Annotated in this window: 3 protein-coding genes; all 3 read left to right on the top strand. The window is 51.1% G+C overall.

Annotated elements, in window-relative coordinates; genetic code table 11:
* The first annotated feature begins 4 nt into the window (after nt 1-4).
* The 3 genes from NYE42_RS10400 to NYE42_RS10390 are packed head-to-tail and all read left to right on the top strand — an operon-like array spanning nt 5 to nt 22,277.
* Nucleotides 5-7,654, top strand: a complete 7,650-nt coding sequence (locus NYE42_RS10400) for an amino acid adenylation domain-containing protein (RefSeq protein WP_342496927.1) — start codon at nt 5-7, stop codon at nt 7,652-7,654.
* A gap of 25 nt (nt 7,655-7,679) precedes the next feature.
* Nucleotides 7,680-18,455: an amino acid adenylation domain-containing protein gene (locus NYE42_RS10395; RefSeq protein ID WP_352426442.1), complete on the top strand. Its 10,776-nt coding sequence runs from the start codon at nt 7,680-7,682 to the stop codon at nt 18,453-18,455.
* An 18-nt stretch (nt 18,456-18,473) separates the two neighbouring features.
* The gene (locus NYE42_RS10390) at nt 18,474-22,277 is read left to right on the top strand and encodes a non-ribosomal peptide synthetase (RefSeq protein ID WP_020955911.1); all 3,804 of its coding nucleotides are present in this window, start codon (nt 18,474-18,476) and stop codon (nt 22,275-22,277) included.
* The last annotated feature ends 54 nt before the right edge of the window (nt 22,278-22,331 follow it).

Raw genomic sequence — 22,331 nt, 5'->3', positions numbered from 1 at the left:
CGCAATGGGGCAGCAACCGGAAATACAAGATATATATCCTTTATCTTTTATGCAGGAGGGCATGCTTTTTCATTCTCTGTTGGATCATGACTCAAGAGCCTACTTCGAACAAGCGGTGTTTACGATCAACGGACAGCTTGACCGGGAACGATTCCAAAAAAGTATAGATGCTGTTTTTGAACGATACGATATTTTCCGTACGACATTTATTCATAAGAATGTGGCGAAGCCCCGCCAAGTCGTGTTGAAAAACAGGCCGAGCCGCGTTCAGTTTCATGATATTTCTCATTTGGACGAGAAGGCGCAAGACAAATATGCCGACCGGTTCAGAAAAGAAGATAAAGATAAAGGCTTTGATTTGCAATCAGACCCTCTCATGAGAGTCTCCATTTTGAAAAAAGCGCCTGAACGCTATGTTTGTATCTGGAGCCATCATCATATCGTCATGGACGGCTGGTGCTTCGGAATTGTCATGAAGGAATTTCTGATGATCTATCAATCTCTCGGAGACGGACGGCTCCCGTCTCTCGAGCCTGTTCAGCCATATGGAAAGTATATTAAATGGCTCATGAAGCAGGATCGTAAAGAAGCCGAGATTTTTTGGAAAACGAGACTTGCCGATCTTGAGCAATCGGCGTCTCTTCCGAAAAAATCCGCGGAACCAAATGGCGAACTTGAGCAGGCGGTTTTCACCATTTCTGAAGAGCAGACAAATGAGCTGAAGAACATTGCGGCAAGGGCGGGAGCAACGCTGAATACAGTGTTCCAGGCACTGTGGGGCATTTTGCTCCAGCGTGTCAGCCGCTGTGATGACGCCGTTTTCGGTTCTGTCGTTTCTGGCCGGCCGTCGGATCTCGCAGGCGTGGAAAAAATGGTGGGGCTGTTTATTAATACGATTCCCGTGCGGGTGAAAAGCGGTTCATTTTCTTTTCTGGAGCTCGTCAGGCATTTGCAGCAGGAGACGCTGCAAGCAGAAGCGTACAGCTATTATCCGCTGTATGACATTCAGGCGCAAAGCCCTCTGAAGCAAGCGCTGTTTGACCACATTATCGTGTTTGAAAATGTGCCGGCCCAGCGTGAAATTGAAAATGTGAGTCAGGCCGGTTCATTTGATTTTGCGGTAGAAGATTTCTCGATGGAGGAAGTCACAAACTACGGATGCAGCATAAAGGTGATTCCGGGAAATTCTCTTTATATCCGCTTAAACTTTGATACCGGTATATACGATCGTGTTTTTATGAAGAATATTGAAACATTTTTACGGCATATGATGAAGTCAGTCATTTCCGACCCTGAAATGAGCGCCTCCGAGATCGCATTGCTTGATGCGTGTGAAGCCAGAAATATGCTGGATGCGTTTAACCGTACAGAAGCGGTTGAACCGCCGGCTCCGACGCTTCACGGGCTGTTTGCCCGCCGCGCCGCGCTTTCGCCGCATCGTCCGGCGCTCCGTTTTCCGGGCGGCATGCTGACGTACGCCGAGCTTGATCAGTACACGGACAGGCTCGCCGCTCGGCTCCGACAAAAAGGCGTCCGCAAAGAAAGCATGGTCGGCGTGCTCGCTGAACGCTCGCCGGAGATGGTGGTTTCAGTGCTTGCCGTGTTAAAAGCGGGCGGCGCCTACGTGCCGCTTGACCCGGAGTATCCTGAGGACAGGCTGCGCTATATGCTCGATGACTGCGGCGCTTGTCTCCTGCTTGCACAGCCGGGGTTATCCGTTTCCGGTTTTTCCGGCGAGACGCTTGAAGTGTCTCTTTCTGCTCTGACAGGCAAGACGGAGACAGGGGCTGTCTCTGAAGAAGCGGATAGCGATTCGCTCGCTTATATCATTTATACGTCCGGTTCGACGGGAACACCGAAGGGAGTGGCTGTTGAACACCGTCAGGCCGCCGCCTTTTTATCAGGGATGCAAGGGCAGTTCCCGTTGACGGAAGAGGATATTATCGTGCTGAAATCATCCTTTTCTTTCGACGCTTCCATCTGGCAATTGTTTTGGTGGACGATGTCAGGCGCCTCCGTGTATCTGCTTCCGGCCGGCTGGGAGAAAGATCCTGTGCGGATGATTGAAGCGTTTGCCTCAGAAAAGGTGACGACCGCGCATTTTATTCCGGCGATGGTCAACAGCTTTTTAGACGCGCTGGAAACAGTGCCTGCGGAAACAAGAACACGCCTCGGCAGAACACTGACACGCGTGTTCGCCGGAGGGGAAGCTCTTTCCCCGCTTACGGCTGCCCGGTTTGCCGATCTTCTGCCGGAGACCATGCTTATTCACGGCTATGGACCGACGGAAGCGACGGTTGATGCGGCGTTTTACGTCTGTGACCGAAAACGGGACAGCGGACGGACAAGGCTTCCGATCGGAAAACCCGTTCCGGGTGCCCGTCTGTATGTATTAGATAGCGGAGGAACCATCCAGCCTGCGGGCGTGGCAGGAGAGCTGTACATCGCAGGGACCGGCGTGGCCCGGGGCTATCTGAACCGCCCTGAGCTGACGGAGGAGCGCTTTGTCGTTGATCCGTTTTATCCGGGAGAACGCATGTATCAGACGGGCGATATCGCACGCTGGACAGAAGAGGGCCTAGTCGAATGGCTCGGACGTTCAGACGGACAGGTGAAAGTCCGCGGCTACCGGATTGAACCGGGAGAGATCGAAGCGGCGATCCGGCGCATCGACGGCATTCGTGAGGCGGCCGTCACCGCCCGGACCGAACACGGCGAAACCGCGCTTTACGCCTATATCGAAGGACGGGAAAGCGATGACGTGCGGGCGGAGCTTGCGACACGCCTTCCGGCTTACATGATGCCGGCTCAGTTTATAGAGATGAGCGAATGGCCGGTCACGCCGAGCGGAAAGCTTGACCGCCGCGCGCTGCCGGCTCCCGGCGGAGCGGCAGACAGACAGGCGTACACCGCCCCGCGGAACGTCACGGAAATGAAGCTTTGCGCTCTTTGGGAAGAGGTGCTGAAAAACGGCCCCGTCGGCATCCGGGATCACTTTTTTGAGCGGGGCGGCCATTCGTTAAAAGCGACGGCTCTCGTCTCCCGCATCGCCAAAGAATTCGGTGTTCAGGTGCCGTTACAGGACATCTTCGCCCGGCCGACGGTGGAAGAGCTCGCTTCGGTCATTCAGGACTTGGAAGAAAGCCCGTATGAAGCGATTCAGCCTGCGCAAACACAGGACACCTATCCGGTGTCTTCGGCGCAGAAACGGATGTATGTGCTCCAGCAGCTTGAAGACGGCGGTGTCGGCTACAACATGCCGGCTGTGCTGGAACTGACGGGCCCGCTTGACCGTGTCCGGCTGGAGGAGACGTTCCGGCAGCTTGTGGAGCGGCACGAGTCGCTCAGAACGTCCTTTGAAACGGGGCCTGACGGCGAACCGGTGCAGCGCATCCATGACAGCGTACCGTTTCAGCTCGATGAGGCCGAGTCAGCTGACGCATTCGTCCGGCCGTTTTGTCTGGAGGAAGCGCCGCTCTTCCGTGCGGCCCTCGTGAAAGAATCGGGCGAACGCCATCTTTTATTAACGGATATGCATCATATTATTTCTGACGGTGTGTCCGTCAACACCTTGATTAAAGAATTCGGCGAGCTGTACGCAGGCCGTTCGCTTGCGCCGATGAGCCTCCAATATAAAGACTATGCCGTCTGGCAGCGGTCATTTCAGGAGAAAGAAGGGTATCAGAAGCAGGAAGCCTATTGGCTGAAGCGGCTAGAAGGAGAGCTTCCGGTGCTTGAGCTTCCGGCTGACAAGCCCCGTCCGGCTGTCAGAAGCTTTGCGGGCGGCAGCGTATCGTGCACGCTTGACGCTGAAACGGCATCCGGCCTTCACCGCATCACCCGGGATCACGGCTCCACTTTGTATATGGTGCTTCTCGCCGCGTACAATACGCTACTCGCGAGATTGAGCGGGCAGGAAGACATCATCGTCGGCTCGCCGATTGCCGGGCGCCCGCACAAAGACCTTGAACCGATTCTCGGCATGTTCGTCAACACGCTCGCCATCAGAACGGAGCCGAAAGGGGACAAACGGTTCACCGATTATTTGGCGGAAGTCCGCCAGGCTGCGCTTGAGGCGTATGAGCATCAGGACTACCCGTTTGAAGAGCTGGTGGAACGGCTCGGCGTGCAGCGGGACATGAGTCGCAATCCGCTGTTTGATGTGATGTTTGTGCTCCAAAATATGGAGCGTGAATCCCTGGTGTTAAATAAACTGCATTTGGCTCAAGCTGCGGATACAAGTCATAAAACCGCAAAGTTTGATGCCACGCTTTACGCGTCAGAAGGGTCTGACGGTTCCATCAGCTTTGATTTTGAATTCAATACAGATATCTATCAAAAACAGACAATTGAAAAATGGCTTTCTTATTTTACTCGTATTCTTACAAAAGTAATTGAAAACCAAGCGATACCGCTTGGTGACATTCACGTACTGGATGATGCTGAAACAAATTGCGTCATTTATCAGTTTAATCAGACGAAAAGCGATTACCCAAGACACGAAACCATCAGCCGTTTATTTGAGCGTCAGGCAAAAGAAACCCCCGATGCCCGGGCAGTTGTATATGATGGACAAATCTTGACATACCGTGAGCTGAACGAACGGGCTAACAGAATAGCGGCGGCTCTCCGATCAAATGGCGTCGGTCCGGAAAGCGTTGTCGCATTATTAACCGGCCGCACAACAGAGCTTGCTTCCGGAATCCTCGGAATATTAAAAGCGGGAGGCGCCTACTTGCCTATTGGTGACGATGTGCCGCGGGAACGGGCTGAATGGATGCTTAAAGACTGTAAAGCTGATATTCTTCTCCAATCTGATAAACTTGACGGTCTGCCGCTTTCAGGAAAACGTTTATTCATAGAGGATATTCAAACAAAGGCCGGCTTGAGTTCGGAAAATCCCGAACCGCTCGGCGGACCTGAATCATTGGCCTACATGATTTATACGTCCGGGTCAACAGGTGCGCCAAAAGGCGTCATGATTGAACAGCGAAGCGTGATCCGCCTTGTGAAAAACAGCAATTATATCGATTTTACGCCGGAAGATAGACTGTTGTTTACTTCATCATTAGGATTTGACGTTACGACATTTGAAATATTCGGTCCGCTCTTAAACGGCGCTTCTTTATATGTAAGTGACCAGGAAACCTATCTCGACTCGGATGTTCTGGAAACATTTATACAGCAAAACGGCATTACGACACTGTGGCTGACATCGTCTCTGTTCAACCATTTATCAGAACAAAATGAACACGTGTTTTCCGGATTATCCCGATTGATTATCGGCGGGGAAGCACTGTCCCCGAGCCATGTAAACCGGGTTCGGAATGCGCTGCCGCATCTCTCAGTATGGAATGGATACGGACCGACTGAAAACACGACGTTCTCGACTTGCTTTTTGATTGAACAATCATACGATCATTCAATCCCGATCGGGCGCCCTGTCGGAAATTCAACCGCATATATCATAAACAGCAGGGGAACACCGCAGCCGATCGGCGTCATCGGCGAATTGTGCACGGGCGGAGACGGTGTGGCAAGAGGATATTTTGGCCGCCCTGAGCTGACGGAAGAAAAATTTGTCCCTAATCCTTTTGTTCCCGGAGAACGGATGTACCGCACCGGAGATTTAGCCCGCTGGCTGCCGGACGGAACGATCGAATATGCCGGGCGGATGGATGATCAAGTGAAAATCCGCGGTTATCGGGTGGAGCTGGGAGAGATTGAAGCCGCACTGAGGAGCCTGGACGGCGTGAAAGAAGCTGCCGTGTCAGTCAGAACCGGGCAGTCCGGCAATAAAGAACTGATCGCATATATGAGTCTGCATGCGGACATGGATACAGAAAAAGTGCGTTCTTCACTGTCTAAGCAACTGCCGAATTACATGGTTCCGGCCTATATGATGGAACTTGAGAAGCTGCCGCTTACGCCGAACGGTAAATTGGATCGGAAAAATCTGCCCGAACCGGAGCTCGCGCTTCAAACCGCGTACACAGCTCCCCGCAATGAGCTTGAAGAACAGCTTTCCGTGATCTGGCAGGAAGTGCTCGGCACAAAACAAGTCGGGATTGAGGACTCATTTTTTGAGTTGGGCGGCGATTCAATCAAAGCGCTGCAAGTTTCCGCACGACTCGGACGCTATGGGTGGAAAATGACGGCAAGCGACTTATTCCGGCATCCGTCCATTAAGGAGCTCGCGCCACTTATCCGGAAAGCGGAAAGAGTCATCGATCAGCGGCCGGTGGAAGGAGACATACCTTGGACACCCGTTCAGCACTGGTTTTTATCACAGCGGATGGAAAACAGAAATCATTTCAATCAGTCCGTCATGATGTTCAGCTCTGACGCATTGCATAAACAGCCGCTCAAAGAAGCCTTGGAGCATCTTGTCATTCATCATGATGCACTCCGGATCACCGTCAGTGCAGAAAACGAAAGTTTCAGACAAATCAATCACGGTATTCAAAAAGATGAACTGTACAGCTTGGACATTTGGGATCTGTCTGAGACAGATACTTGGGAAAGAGAAATAGAAACTGAAGTGGCTGCGCTCCAACAGCGGATGGATATTGAAAAAGGCCCGTTATTAAAAGCCGGCTGGTTCAAAACCCGGTCCGGGGATTATTTATTCATCACCATACATCACCTGGCGGTTGACGGAGTGTCATGGCGTATTTTGCTGGAGGATTTATCAGCCGCTTACACTCAAGCCGTAAAAGGTCAGCCGGTTCAGCTTCCGCCAAAAACCGATTCGTTTAAGCAATACGCTGAAAGGCTTTCAGAATACGCAAAAAGCAGCAAGCTGATGCGTGAAGAAGAATATTGGCGTTTTATTGAAGAAGAAACAGCCGCCGAACTTCCTTATGAAAAACCGCAGCATCAGACGGGAGCCGACAGCATTCGGCAAACGGTAAGCTTTACGCTTACAGAAGAAGAAACGTCCGTTTTGCTTCAGCAGGTCAACCGGGCCTACCATACCGATACGCAAGATATTCTTGTGACTGCCGCAGCTTTGGCTTTACGGGACTGGACAGGGGGCGGCAGACTGCGCATCGCGATGGAAGGGCACGGGAGAGAGCACATCATGCCGGAGCTCGACATCAGCCGCACCGTAGGCTGGTTTACCTCCATGTATCCGGTGCTCATTGACTTGAACACAGCAGGCGCTGAGCTTGGAACGTCGGTAAAAACGGTCAAAGACACACTCGGAAGAATACCGGATAAAGGAATAGGCTACGGCATTTTAAAATACATGACACCGCCTGAACAAAAAACAATCCGCTTCAGACAAGCGCCTGAAATCAGCTTTAACTATTTAGGGCAATTCAATGATACAGAAGATCAGCACACGTTCAGTCTGTCCGGTCTTGCAAGCGGGCACGACATCACGCCGACATGGCAGCGGGAACAAGCGGTGGAAATGAGCGCGATGGCCGCACAAAACAAACTTCACTTCAGTTTGAGCTATCCGCCGAGCCGCTTCCGCAAAGAAACGATGGAACAGCTGCTGCAAACTTTACAGCAATATTTGCGTGATATTATGGCGCACTGCACCGGCAAAGAGGAAGCAGAAAAAACCGTTAGTGATTTTAGCAGCAAAACGTTAACATCTGATGATTTGGACAGCATAGCGAGTTTTGTCGAGGAACTGTAGAAAAAGGCGACGGGGAGATTATAACATGACAAAAAAGAATGCAATTCAGGATATTTATCCGCTGTCTTATATGCAGGAAGGAATGCTTTTTCATTCCCTCCTGCAAAAGGAATCACAGGCTTACGCCGAGCAGGCCTCCTTTTCAATAACGGGGAAGGTTGACACCTGCGTGTTTGAAGAGAGCGTTCATGCCCTTTTCGAAAGACATGATATTTTCAGAACGATCTTTATCAGCCAGAACGTGTCAGTGCCGCAGCAGGTCGTATTAAAAGAGCGGAACGTCAGCATCATTGAGGAAAATCTCACCAATTTAAACAAGGCTGATCAAATCAAGCATATTGAAGAAGCCAAACGAAGAGACCGTAAGAAAGGATTTCATCTGCAAAAAGACATGCTGATGCGGGTGACGCTGCTTCAAACCGGTGAATGTGAATATACGTGCATATGGAGTTTCCATCACATCATTATGGATGGCTGGTGTCTCGGAATCGTGCTGAAAGAGTTCTTCCAGATATACGCCTCGCGGCTCCGCCGGACACCGTTAACGCTTGAGCCCGCTGTGCCGTACGGGACCTACATCAAGTGGCTGATGGAGCAAGATAAAGAAAAAGCCGCTTCGTACTGGGAGCGGTACCTTGAAGGCTTTGAGCAGCAGACTGTTCTGCCGAAGCAGAAAAAAGCCGGCGAAAGCAGACAAGAGGAAGTGACGTTTTCCTTTTCAAAAGAGGACACGGCTAAGCTGAAAGAGCTGGCCGTAAAAGAAGAGGTCACGCTGAGCACCATTTTCCACACGCTCTGGGGCATTTTGCTTCAGGCGTATAACCAGACAGAAGATGCGGTTTTTGGTTCTGTCATTTCCGGAAGGCCGTCTGAAATCGAAGGCATCGAGCGAATGATCGGCCTGTTTATTAATACCGTGCCTGTCCGGATCAGCGGGGCAAACATCCCGTTTCAAAAGCTGATCAAAAACGTGCAAAAGGACGCTTTGAAAGGACAGGCTTACAGCTATCACCCGCTTTATGACATACAGGCGAATTCACAGGTAAAACAAGGCTTAATTGATCATATTCTTGTCTTTGAGAATTATCCGGTTGAACAGGAGCTTGATGTGCTGAACAGCAAGGGGGACACGAAAGACCTTTTTCACATCCATGATTTCAGCATGGAAGACGAAACCAACTACAGTTTTTACCTGATGGTGGCGCCGGGTGACGAGATTCATTTGAAAATGAGATACGATTCAAGCGTGTATGACCGCCAATTTATTGAAAATATCAAAGGCCATTTGGCACATATCGTCTCCCAAGTTCTCGACAAACCGGACATCACGCCGGACAAGCTTGCAATCATCACTCCAGGGGAAAAAGCGCAGCTGCTTGCGCCGATTTCTGAAGAGACCGAAAAGCCTGAATATGACACGGTTCATGCAATGTTTGAACGGCAGGTTGCAAAAACACCAGATCAAATCGCGATTCGGTATGAAGGTGAGTCAGTGACGTACAAAGAGCTGAACGAATCGGCTAATAAGCTGGCCCGCCTGCTGCAAAAGCGCGGATTAAAGCGGGAGGAACCGGCAGGCGTCATTCTCGGCCGTTCCCCTTCTTTAGCGGCGGCTGTTCTCGGTATTATAAAAGCGGGCGGCGCCTTTGTCCCGATAGATCCGGGCAGTCCAAAGGAGCGTATCCGATATGTCATTGAAAACAGCGGCTGCGTCCATGTTGTAACAGAGCGGCATCAGTCAGTGCCCGCGGAACAAACGCTGCAAGTTACATACATAGAAGACGCCGGGACGGAAGCGGACGGAAGCAATGTGCAATCCATTAATACGGCAGACGACCTCCTTTATATGATTTATACATCGGGAACGACAGGGAAACCGAAGGGTGTGCTGCTCGAACATAAAAATATGGCCAACCTGCTTTCTCACCAATTGACGAACACAGACATTGATTTTTGCACAAATGTGCTGCAGTACGCATCTGTTGCGTTTGACGTCTGCTATCAGGAGTTATTTTCAGTACTCTTGAGCGGCGGCACCCTTTGTATCGTGCCGGAATCAATCAAACGAGACGTTTCTCAGCTGTTTTCGTTTATTGATCAGCACAACACGGAAGTTGTGTTTTTCCCGACTGCGTTTGTCAAAATGCTTTTCAATGAAGAAGGTTATGCACAGTCTTTTCCCCGCTGTGTGAAGCATGTCATTACGGCCGGGGAGCAGCTGACCGTTTCGCGTTTGTTCAGGCAGACGCTCCGTTTACACGGTATGCATCTGCATAATCATTACGGCCCGTCAGAAACTCATGTGGTTTCAACGTATACGATTTCTGCGGGAGATGACATACCTGAACATCCGCCGATCGGGAAACCGATCCATCATAACAAGATGTATATTCTCAGCAAAAATAGGCAGCTTCAGCCTCTCGGAATTGCGGGAGAATTGTATATTTCCGGCGCGAATACAGGAAGAGGCTATGTGAACAATCCGGCGCTGACCGAAGAGAAATTTTTGCCGGATCCGTTCAGAACGGACGCCGTCATGTACCGGACCGGAGATTTGGCAAGACTGCGTGCGGACGGCCAAATTGAATACATCGGCCGGACAGATGATCAAGTGAAGATCAGAGGGTACCGGATTGAACCGAAGGAAATTGAAACTGTCCTGGCAAATCATCATGCCGTGAAAGAAGCTGCTGTTCTGATTCAAACGAATGAGTCGGGCGAAAATGAATTATGCGCCTACTGCAGCGTCTCACAAGCGACTGATCCTTCTCAGCTGCGAAGAGATTTGGCGAAAGAGCTGCCTGATTATATGATTCCGGTCAAATGGGCTTTTGTTGACTCGATTCCGCTCACTGCGAACGGAAAAGTCGATCAGCGGGCCCTTCCGGAAGCTTCGGCGTACGCAGCGGGCCGTCAATATACAGCTCCCCGGAATGTGACGGAGCTGAAGCTTACCCGCATATGGGAAGAAGTGCTTCAAAGCGGCCCGATCGGCGTTCACGATCACTTTTTCGAGCTTGGCGGCCATTCATTAAAGGCGACGGCACTCGTTGCAAAAATAGCTAAAGAGTGCAGTGTGCAAATCCCGCTGAGCGATGTCTTCAGCCATCCGACTGTAGAAGAACTCGCCAAAATCATCAGTGAAGCAGAAGAGAACCCGTTCGCATCCATAGAAAAGACAGAAATGAAAGAAACATATCCTGTCTCATCCGCCCAAAAACGGATGTACGTCCTTCACCAGCTTGAAAATGGCGGTGTCAGCTATAACATTCCAGCCGTTTTAGAGGTGAAGGGGCCGTTTGACCGAGACAGGATGGAAGTCGTGTTCAAGGATCTGATCCGGCGGCACGAACCGCTCAGAACGTCCTTTGAAGAAAAAAACGGCCTGCCCGTGCAGAGGATTCATGACGACGTGCCGTTTGCATTTACAAAAGAACAATCAGCCGAAGCGTTTATCCGGCCGTTCGATCTCGGCAAAGCGCCCCTTTTCCGGGCGGGATTTGTCCAAATAGAAAAAGACCGGCATCTGCTTTTAGCTGACATGCATCATATTATTTCAGACGGCGTATCCGTCAATCTTTTGATACGTGAATTCAGTGAGCTGTATGCTGAGAGAAGTCTGCCGCCGTTACGGATTCAATACAAAGATTATGCCGTCTGGCAGCAATCATTTATGGCGGGCGCCGCATATCGGAAACAAGAGGAGTACTGGCTGAACCGGCTTGCCGGTGAGATTCCCGTGCTTGAATTGCCGGCTGATAAGCCGCGTCCCCCGGTGCGGAGCTTTTCCGGAGACAGGGTGTCATTTGTCATCAATGAAAAACATACAGCTCAGTTGAAAAAGCTGGCGAAAGAAAACAAATGCACACTGTATATGACGCTGCTTGGTGTGTACACAGTTCTGTTAGCCCGTTTAAGCGGACAGGAAGATATGATTGTCGGGTCTCCGATTGCAGGAAGGCCTCATGCCGACCTTGACGCCGTTCTGGGCATGTTTGTCAATACGCTTGCTTTCAGGACGCGTCCCGACGGAAGCATGACATTCAAAGAATATTTAAAGGAAATTCGCCAAACAGCGCTTGAGGCTTACGAACATCAGGATTACCCGTTAGAAGAGCTCGTCGATAAGCTCGGTGTGCCGCGTGACATGTCCCGAAATCCGCTGTTTGACACAACATTTGCGCTGCAAAATATGGAACAGCAGAAGCTTAGGGCAGCCGGACTTGAACTGCAGCCGGCAGACGTCAGCCTGCCGATTTCTAAATTTGACTTATCGCTGTACATCTCTGAAAACGCCGGTGAATTATACTGCCAGTTTGAATACAGCACCGATTTGTTTAAGAGAAAAACGATTCAAAAATGGGCGGGATTTTTTACGACACTTGCCGAAAACGCCGCGGCTGATCCGGGCCTGGAATTAGACGATATTTCTGTTTTGACAGAAAAAGAAGAAGCGTCTCTGCTTCAAGATTTCAGCCCCTTGCAGAAAACAGCGTTTCCGCTTCATCAGTCTCTTCATGATCTGCTGGAACAGCAGGCGGAAAAAACGCCGGACCGTCCGGCAATTTTAACTGATGACATTTCGATTACGTATCAGGAACTGAACGAAAGGGCAAACGAGCTTGCGCACCAGCTGATCAAGCGCGGGATAAGGCTGGAGGATAAAACTGCCATTATGGGCCGACGTTCTCCTGACATGATGATCGGCATTTACGCTGTCTTAAAAGCAGGCGGTGCATATCTGCCGATTGATCCGGATTACCCGGAAGAGCGGATTCGCTTTTTACTGAAAGACAGCGGCGTGAAATTCTTACTGGCAGAACCAGAACTTTTCGCACCAGATCTTTTTGAGGGAGAAACGATCTCTCTGAAAAGCGGACAAACAGGAAACCCTGAAGCTGCGGCCAACCCTAACGTTCCGGTAAAACCTGATTCATTGGCTTATATCATCTATACATCCGGTTCTACGGGACGCCCAAAAGGCGTGCAGGTTGAACATCGGTCAGCCGTAAACTTTTTATACTCACTGCAAACGCGTTATGGATTAAGTGATTCTGACATCATTTTGCATAAAACATCATACTCTTTCGACGCTTCGATTTGGGAGCTGTTTTGGTGGCCGATCGCGGGAGCTTCTGTTTTCCTCCTTCCGCAAGGCGGCGAGAAAGACCCTGAAATGATACTGAACGCATTGGAGAATAACCGCATAACGGCGGCTCATTTTGTGCCATCCATGCTTCATGCTTTCTTGGAATATATAAATTCCAGAAAACAGCCGATCAAAAAAACCTGCTTAAAAAGGGTTTTTGCCGGCGGCGAACAACTGGGCCCGCACCTGGTTTCCCGTTTTCATGACCTTCTTGCGGGAACGGAATTGACAAATTCCTACGGTCCGACGGAAGCGACAGTAGAAGCGGCGTACTTTGATTTGCCGCAAGGAAAAGAATTTCACAATGTTCCGATCGGCATTTCCGGGCATAACATGCGGCTTTATATTTTAAATCAAAAGAAACAGCTTCTGCCGCCGGGCTGTATCGGAGAGCTGTACATCGCGGGGACAGGGGTGGCTCGGGGCTATCTGAACCGGCCTGAGCTGACGGAGGAGCGCTTTCTCAATGATCCGTTTTACCCGGGAGAACGCATGTATCAGACGGGCGATATCGCACGCTGGACAGAAGACGGCCTAGTCGAATGGCTCGGACGTTCAGACGGACAGGTGAAAGTCCGCGGCTACCGGATTGAACCGGGGGAAATCGAAGCGGCGATCCGGCGCATCGACGGCGTTCGTGAGGCCGCGGTCACCGCCCGGAACGAACACGGCGAAACCGCGCTTTACGCCTATATCGAAGGACGGGAAAGTGATGATGTGCGGGCGGAGCTTGCGACACGCCTTCCGGCCTACATGATGCCGGCTCAGTTTATAGAGATGAGCGAATGGCCGGTCACGCCGAGCGGAAAACTTGACCGCCGCGCGCTGCCGGCTCCCGACGGAGCGGCAGACAGACAAGCGTACACCGCCCCGCGGAACGTCACGGAAATGAAGCTTTGCGCCCTTTGGGAAGAGGTGCTGAAAAACGGCCCCGTCGGCATCCGGGATCACTTTTTTGAGCGGGGCGGCCATTCGTTAAAAGCGACGGCTCTCGTCTCCCGCATCGCCAAAGAGTTCGGTGTTCAGGTGCCGTTACAGGACATCTTCGCCCGGCCGACGGTGGAAGAGCTCGCTTCGGTTATTCAGGACTTGGAAGAAAGCCCGTATGAAGCGATTCAGCCTGCGCAAACACAGGACACCTACCCGGTGTCTTCGGCGCAGAAACGGATGTATGTGCTCCAGCAGCTTGAAGACGGCGGTGTCGGCTACAATATGCCGGCTGTGCTGGAACTGACGGGCCCGCTTGACCGCGGCCGGCTGGAGGAGACGTTCCGGCAGCTTGTTGAGCGGCATGAGTCGCTCAGAACGTCCTTTGAAACGGGGCCTGACGGCGAACCGGTGCAGCGCATCCATGACAGCGTGCCGTTTCAGCTGGATGAGGCCGAGTCAGCTGACGCATTCGTCCGGCCGTTTTGTCTGGAGGAAGCGCCGCTCTTCCGTGCGGCCCTCGTGAAAGAATCAGACGAACGTCATCTTTTATTAACGGATATGCATCATATTATTTCTGACGGTGTGTCCGTCAACACCTTGATTAAAGAATTCGGCGAGCTGTACGCAGGCCGTTCGCTTGCGCCGATGCGCCTTCAATATAAAGACTATGCCGTCTGGCAGCGGTCATTTCAGGAGAAAGAAGGGTACCAGAAGCAGGAAGCTTATTGGCTGAAGCGGCTTGAAGGAGAGCTTCCGGTGCTTGAGCTTCCGGCTGACAAGCCCCGTCCGGCTGTCAGAAGCTTTGCGGGCGGCAGCGTATCGTGCGCGCTTGACGCTGAAACGGCATCCGGCCTTCACCGCATCGCCCGGGATCACGGCTCCACTTTGTATATGGTGCTTCTCGCCGCGTACAATACGTTACTCGCGAGATTGAGCGGGCAGGAAGACATCATCGTCGGCTCCCCGATTGCCGGGCGTCCGCACAAAGACCTTGAACCGATTCTCGGCATGTTCGTCAACACGCTGGCCATCAGAACGGAGCCGAAAGGAGACAAACGGTTTACCGATTACTTGACGGAAGTCCGCCAAGCCGCGCTTGAAGCGTATGAGCATCAGGACTACCCGTTTGAAGAGCTTGTGGAACGGATCGGCGTGCAGCGGGACACAAGCCGCAATCCGCTGTTTGACGCCATGCTTGTCGTCCAGAATATAGAGCATGAGGAACTGCTGTTGGACGGTTTGCATATTCAGCCTGCGGACGTGTCCCGTCCGGTTTCCAAATTTGATGTCACTTTGCAGGCTTCTGAAGGCGGGGGACAGATTCATTTTCTGTTTGAATATGCAGCGTCTTTATTCCGGAGAGAAACAATGCAGCGCTGGGCTTCCCACTTTATGACGATGCTTGAACACATTGTCCGTGAACCGGAAACTTCTTTACAAGCGATCAGCATGCTGACTGCTCCGGAACGGAACCGGATTCTTTCGGACTTTAACGGCATGACGGATCAACAGCTGCCTGAAAAAACAGTTCATGAACTGTTCATCACCCAGGCGCGAAAAACACCTGATGCCGCGGCCCTTATCAGCGGGGAAACATTGATCACATACAAAGAATTAGATGACTGGTCGAATAAAATCGCCAGAGCCCTGCAAAAACGGCAGATCGGACCTGATGCAGCCGTCGGCATTGTGATACCAAGATCGCCGGAACAAGTAGCGGCAGTCTTCGGGGTTTGGAAAGCCGGAGGAGCCTACGTCCCGATAGATCCTGAATATCCGGAGGAACGCAAGCAATATATCATCTCAGACAGCGGCACAGCGCTTCTCCTTACCGCACACGGTGCGATAGAACAAGTGCCTGATCGTTTTAACGGTGAAGTGCTCGCACTGGAGGATATCCAAGAACAGGATGCTTCGCCGGTCCAGTCATTATCAGGACCGGAAGATTTGGCTTACATCATTTATACATCGGGAACGACAGGCAGGCCGAAAGGGGTTATGGTCGAACATCGATCCGTCAGCCAAACCCTTCAATGGCGAAGCGGATTTTATGATCTGAATGAGAAAGATACGATTCTTCAGCTCTTTTCATTTTCATTTGACGGGTTTGTAACAAGCATGTTCACACCGCTGATTTCCGGTGCGAAAGCGGCCGTTTTAGCCGAAGATGAAGCAAGAGATATTCTTGCTATTAAACACTATCTTGCATCTTACCGCATCACTCACATGATCATTGTTCCCGTACTGTACCGTACACTGCTTGACGTACTGGAGCCGGGGGATGCAGAGTCTCTCAGAATTGTCACATTAGCCGGAGAAGCCGTCGACCAAAACATTATCAGCCGCAGTTTATCAGTTTGTCCACACACGGAGCTTGCCAATGAGTACGGCCCGACGGAAAACAGCGTCGCCACTACAGCGGCAAGACATATAGAACAAAGTGAGAACATCACGATCGGCCGTCCGATTGAGCATTCACACGTTTATATTTTAAACGGAGATCATCCGCAGCCGATCGGTGTAACGGGAGAACTTTGCATTTCGGGTTCCGGCCTTGCAAGAGGGTACCGCAATCTTCCTAAGCAAACGGCCCGAGCCTTTGTCCAAGACCCGTTCCAGAAGAACCGGCGCATGTACCGCACGGGCGACCTGGCAAAATGGCTGCCGGACGGCACGCTGCAATATATCGGCCGAATGGACGAGCAAGTCAAAATCAGAGGCTACCGGGTGGAACTGAAAGAAATTGAATCCGCCTTAACAGGCATAAAAGGTGTCAAAGAAGCAGCCGTCACCGCTCTGCCCGCATCAGCAGGCCAAACGGAACTATGCGCTTATATCGTGACAGAAGAAGGAACAGAAAGTGAAACCGTGCAGCAGGCGCTCAGAAATGAAATGCCCGCTTATATGGTGCCGGCGTTCTTTGAAACACTTGAAGCCCTGCCTGTCACACCGAACGGGAAGCTTGACCGCCGTGCGCTTCCTGAGCCGCGGAAAAAAGCGCACACCGGACGGGCATTTACCGAGCCTGAAAGCGACATGGAAAAAGAGCTTTCCGCGATTTGGAGCGAAGTGCTCGGAACTGAAAACATTGCCGCGGATCAATCATTTTTTGAACTGGGCGGCGATTCCATCAAAGCCCTGCAAGTATCAGCCCGATTACATCAGGCAGGAAAACAGATCGCCGTAAAAGATATTTTCAGCCGGCCGACAATTAGGGAGCTGGCGCCTTATGTCCGTACAGAGCGGCAGCCGGTCAGCCAAGCTCCTGCAGAAGGAGAAGTGAAGTGGTCGCCGATTCACAAATGGTTCTTCACACAAGACATGAAGGAAGCAAATCATTTTAACCAGTCCGTCATGCTGACGAGAGCAAATTCAATAGATGAAGGGGCTCTGAGGAAAACGTTAAAAGCCATTACCGTACATCATGATGCCTTGCGCCTTGTCTGCATAAAAGACGAAGAGAAAGGTCTTCTCCTCTTCAACAGACCGGCTGACCTCGCAGATGAGCAGCTTTACAGCCTGACCATATTAGAAATGGAAGGCGATGAGCATGAGAAGGAACGTTTTGTAAAACGCCGCGTCGCAGAGCTTCAGAGAAACATGGATTTAGAGAACGGGCCGCTGGTACAGGCGGGGCTGTTCCGCTCTGAAGCAGAAGATTACTTGTTTCTGACGGTCCATCATCTCGCTGTCGACGGGATATCATGGCGGATTTTATTGGAAGACTTGGCTTCTGCTTATGAACAGGCCATCTCTGGACAGGAAATCAAACTCCCTCAGAAAACCATGTCATTCAAAACATATACGGAGCAGCTGGCCGATTATGCCGAAAGTAAACAGCTTCTTCAGCAGGCGGAGTATTGGCGGGAGATTGAACACTATGAAACAGAAAGTCTTCCTTACGAACAGGCAGATTTATCTCAAACTCCTGCAAAAAAACGGAACACGGTATCCTTCACTCTGACAGAAAGTGAAACGGACGCCCTGTTGAAAGATGTGCACAGCGCCTACAATACGGATACGCAAGATGTGCTTTTGGCTTCCGCCGTGCTCGCTGTTCAGAAATGGTCGCCGCGGCACGCTTTGAAAATCGCCCTTGAAGGACACGGACGCCAATCGGAGCAGGCAGGTGCGGACATCAGCAGGACAGTGGGGTGGTTCACTTCCATTTACCCGGTGCTTTTCCGGAGCGGAGCTTATGAACCTCTTGAAGAATATGAAATTCGCACATTGAAAACCGTCAAAGACACATTGCGGCGCATTCCGGATAAAGGGAACGGATACGGCGTCCTCAAATATTTAACACCGCCGAAGCTTGCCGGAATGACTTTCGGGAAAGCACCGGAGATCAGCTTTAATTATCTCGGACAATTCGATGCGCCCGGCGGGAACCCGGCAGAAACGGAACAGCCTGACGCGTTTCAGTTTTCTCCTTTGGGAGGCGGAGATGATGTGACAGATACATGGAAACGGGAGCAGTCACTTGAAATCAGCGCGATTGCGGCAAAAGGCCGGATGACCGTCAGTATTTCCTATGAAACGGAGCGCTTCCGGCAAGATACGATCGAACGGCTGTCCGAAAGCTGCCGGTATTATCTCCTGAAACTGTCGGAACACTGCCTCAGCAAAACCGATACGGAGAAGACCGTCAGTGACTTTGATGATCGGGAGCTGACTGAGGAAGCATTGCAGGATATTGCCGACTTACTCAGCTTCCACTAAACCGAGCGGGAGGAACACATGGACAAAACAAAAAATATCCAAAATATTTATCCCCTCAGCCGAATGCAGGAAGGAATGCTTTTTCATTCCTTTCTGCAAAAGGAGGGGGCTGCATATATCGAGCAATCCGTCTTCACCATAAAAGGCCGGCTTCGTCCGGAATTGTTTGAGCAAAGCGTACAGTCTGTCATCAGCCGCCACGATATTTTCAGAACGGTTTTTTTACCTCATGTCGCTCAGCTGAACGGCCCCCGCCAAGTTGTGCTGCGTGAGCGGGAATTCCGGCTGTACCGCGAAGATCTTACACATTTGGACGAAGCGGAACAGAGCATCTATTTACAGCGATTTAAGGAACGTGACCGCTTAAAAGGCTTTGACTTGCAAAAGGATATGCTGATGCGTGTTTCTTTGTTTAAAACGGCTGACGAAAAATATGTATGCGTCTGGAGCCACCATCACATCCTTATGGACGGCTGGTGCCTCGGCATCGTCCTTCAGGAATTCATGCATATGTACCGGGCGATTGAATCAGGCTCACCCGTCACACTGGCACCCGCAAAGCCTTACAGCACTTATATTACATGGCTGACTGATCAGGACAAAGACGCGGCTTCTGAGTATTGGAAAGGATATTTAGCAGGCTGCGAGACACCCTCAGGACTCCCGAAAATATCGGCCCGTCCCCAGGAAAAAGGCTACCGCAAGGAAGAGCTGCTGTTTTCTATAGATCAAAACCTGACGGACAAGCTGAAAACCATCGCCAAAGAAGAGGGCGCTACGCTCGCGGTTCTTATGCAGACTGTATGGGGCCTGATGCTGCAGCGCTACAACCGGACGGACGATGCCGTATTCGGCGCCGTCGTATCAGGGCGGCCTTCCGTCATTGACGGCGTGGAAAGCATGATCGGGTTGTTTATCAATACCGTTCCGGTACGCATTAAAACGGGTGACGAAAGCTTTAGAGAACTGCTGGGCCGCTTGCAGAAAGAAATGCTTGATTCAGAGGCGTTCAGCTATCATCCGCTTGCTGACATCCAATCGCAGACTGAGCTGAAACAGGATTTAATCGACCATATTATCGTGTTTGAAAATTATCCGATTCAGCAGCAGATGAAAGACGCGGAAAAGGAATCGGATGCACCGTTCCGGATCGGGAATGTCAACGTTTCGGAACAATCGGGCTACGATTTTAACCTCATCATAGCGCCTGGCGATGAGCTGCTCATCAAATTCAGCTACAATGCGAACGTTTATGATGAAGTATGGATAGAGAGCGTAAAAGGACACTTGGAAGAAGCTCTGCGCGGCGCCGCCTTCAATCCCGATGTTCCCGCTGATCGGCTTCCGATGCTCGGACAAAAGGAAAAATCAAGAATAATCGGCGAATTTAATGACACGAAAACAACTTATGAAAGAAATGAAAGCATCATCAGCCTGTTCAGCCGACAGGTGAAGAAAACCCCGGACCATCAGGCGCTTCACGCCGGCGGGCTGACGATGACGTACCGGGAGCTCGATGAACGGTCAACTGCATTCGCCCGCACCCTGCTGGAAAACGGTCTGGCGCCAAAGGGAATTGCCGGGATTCTGGCCGAACGCTCACCGGAATTTGTCATCGCTGTTCTCGCTGTATTGAAAGCGGGAGGGACGTACCTTCCTCTTGATGCAGAACTGCCAACCGACAGGATCGCCGATATGCTCACTGAGAGCGGAGCACAGCTGTTAACGGTACAAAAAGGAATTGAGACTGACATTGACTTTTCTCACATCATCTCTATCCCGGCTGCAGCTGAAAAACAAACACCTGATGCGGGAAAACTGAATACCGATACAGCACCTGATGACCTTGCCTATATTATGTATACATCCGGTTCAACAGGAAAACCGAAGGGCGTGATGATTTCCAACCGAAACGTCGTATCGCTCGTGTCAAACAGCAATTACACGTCGGCTGGCATGTCGGACCGTCTCATTCTGACAGGGTCCATCGGTTTTGATGCAGTGACGTTTGAAATCTTCGGAGCGCTTTTGAACGGAGCATGTCTTCATGTGGTTGACCGCTCGACAATGCTTGCCCCTGAGAGGTTCGGCAATTATCTTTCTTCCAACCGTATTACGATTCTGTTTTTGACGACGGCGCTCTTTAACCAGTTCGCCCAGGCAGATCCGGAGATGTTTTCTGGGTTGCACACCTTATATGTCGGCGGAGAAGCATTGTCCCCGGCGCTCATCAATAAGGTCAGACACCGCTGTCCGAATCTCAGCCTTTATAACATATACGGACCGACGGAAAATACGACGTTTTCCACCTTTTACGAAATCAGGCACGATTTTTCTCAGCCGATCCCGATCGGAAAACCGATCAGCAATTCAACCGCGTATATCATTGATAAAAATGGCGGACTTGCGCCGATCGGCGTGCCCGGTGAGCTTTGTGTCGGCGGTGACGGGGTTGCCAAAGGCTATTTAAACAGGCCTGACTTAACAAGTGAAGCATTTGTCAGCCACCCGGTTCATCCTGAAGAAAAGATCTACAAAACAGGCGACTTGGCACACTGGCTGCCTGATGGAAGCATCGGATACATCAGCCGTATCGACCGTCAATTCAAGATTCGCGGGAAGCGGATCGAGCCGGCCGAAATCGAAGCACGCTTGACTGAAATCGATGGAATCAGGGAATCGGCAGTCATCGTAGCAAAAGAAGGACAAGAAGCAATCCTTTGTGCGTATTATACAGGCGCACATGTTGAAGAAAGAGCCATTCGATCCCTGTTGGCCAGGTCGCTTCCCGACTATATGATTCCTCAGTATGTGATGAAGCTTGACCGTATGCCGCTTACCGCAAACGGCAAAGTGGACCGTCGCGGGCTGCCTGCGCCAGAACGGAAAAAAACGTCATCAAAAGCCGTTCCGCCACGAAACTGGGTAGAGCGTGAGCTGATCGACATTTGGACGCCGATCCTCGGCTACAGGGAGCTGGGCATACAGGATGACTTCTTTGAGCTGGGCGGCCATTCTTTGAAAGCATTGCAAGTGATTCATCAGCTGAAGACCAGGCAGCAGATGGATGTGCCGATTGAAATGATATTTGAATATCCGACAATTGAACAATTGGCTGAAAAGCTGTATTCAAACACACTGACAGAAGCTGCAGAGCAGCATATCAGCAGACTGAACCAGTCGAAAGGCCGCAATCTTTTCTGTTTTCCGCCTATCTCAGGTTTCGGCATTTTCTTTAAAGATCTTGCGGCGGCATTAAATGGACGGGCTGCTGTGTACGGTTTTAACTTTATTGAAGAAGACAGCAGAATGGAACAATACATTGATAAAATGCTGGAAATCCAGCCGGAAGGCCCTTATATACTCTTCGGATATTCGGCAGGCGGCAATACGGCATTCGAGGCGGCAAAAGCGATGGAAAAGCGCGGCTTAGAAATCAGCGACGTCATTATCGCAGACGCGTACAGAAAGCTTGACACATTGCCGCCGCAGCCAACAAACGCAACAGCCGAAAATGTCCCGGAAGCCGTCAGGGAAGCGGTCATCCGAAAAACAGAGCGCTATCAAACGTACTGGGCGGAACTGATAAATGACGGCCAAATCGCGGCAAACCTCCATTTTATCGAGGCCGGCATAAAGGAAGAGCACAGTGATAAGACCGAGCCGATGAAATGGGAAGGCGCCACAACGGGACTCTATCAGGAATATCAAGGCGGGGGCGCCCATAAAGATATGTTTGAACCCGCCTTTGCACAGCAGAATGCTGAGGTCATACTGGACATCATTGCAAACAGCGGAAGACGCTTGGCGCGGAATCTGTAACATCCGGCAGAATGGTTCAGTATGACAGAGGGCAAGATAGGGGAATCAAACCAG

This window comes from Bacillus sp. FSL K6-2865 (assembly GCF_040311405.1).
In the GTDB taxonomy this organism is placed as follows: Bacteria; Bacillota; Bacilli; order Bacillales; family Bacillaceae; genus Bacillus; species Bacillus velezensis.
This window is presented reverse-complemented; position numbering and strand designations above follow the sequence as displayed.

Bases quoted from the DNA above. Each gene is read 5' to 3' on its own strand.
- NYE42_RS10400 (WP_342496927.1), top strand. From the start codon at position 5: ATGGGGCAGCAACCGGAAATACAAGATATATATCCTTTATCTTTTATG.
- NYE42_RS10395 (WP_352426442.1), top strand. From the start codon at position 7,680: ATGACAAAAAAGAATGCAATTCAGGATATTTATCCGCTGTCTTATATG.
- NYE42_RS10390 (WP_020955911.1), top strand. From the start codon at position 18,474: ATGGACAAAACAAAAAATATCCAAAATATTTATCCCCTCAGCCGAATG.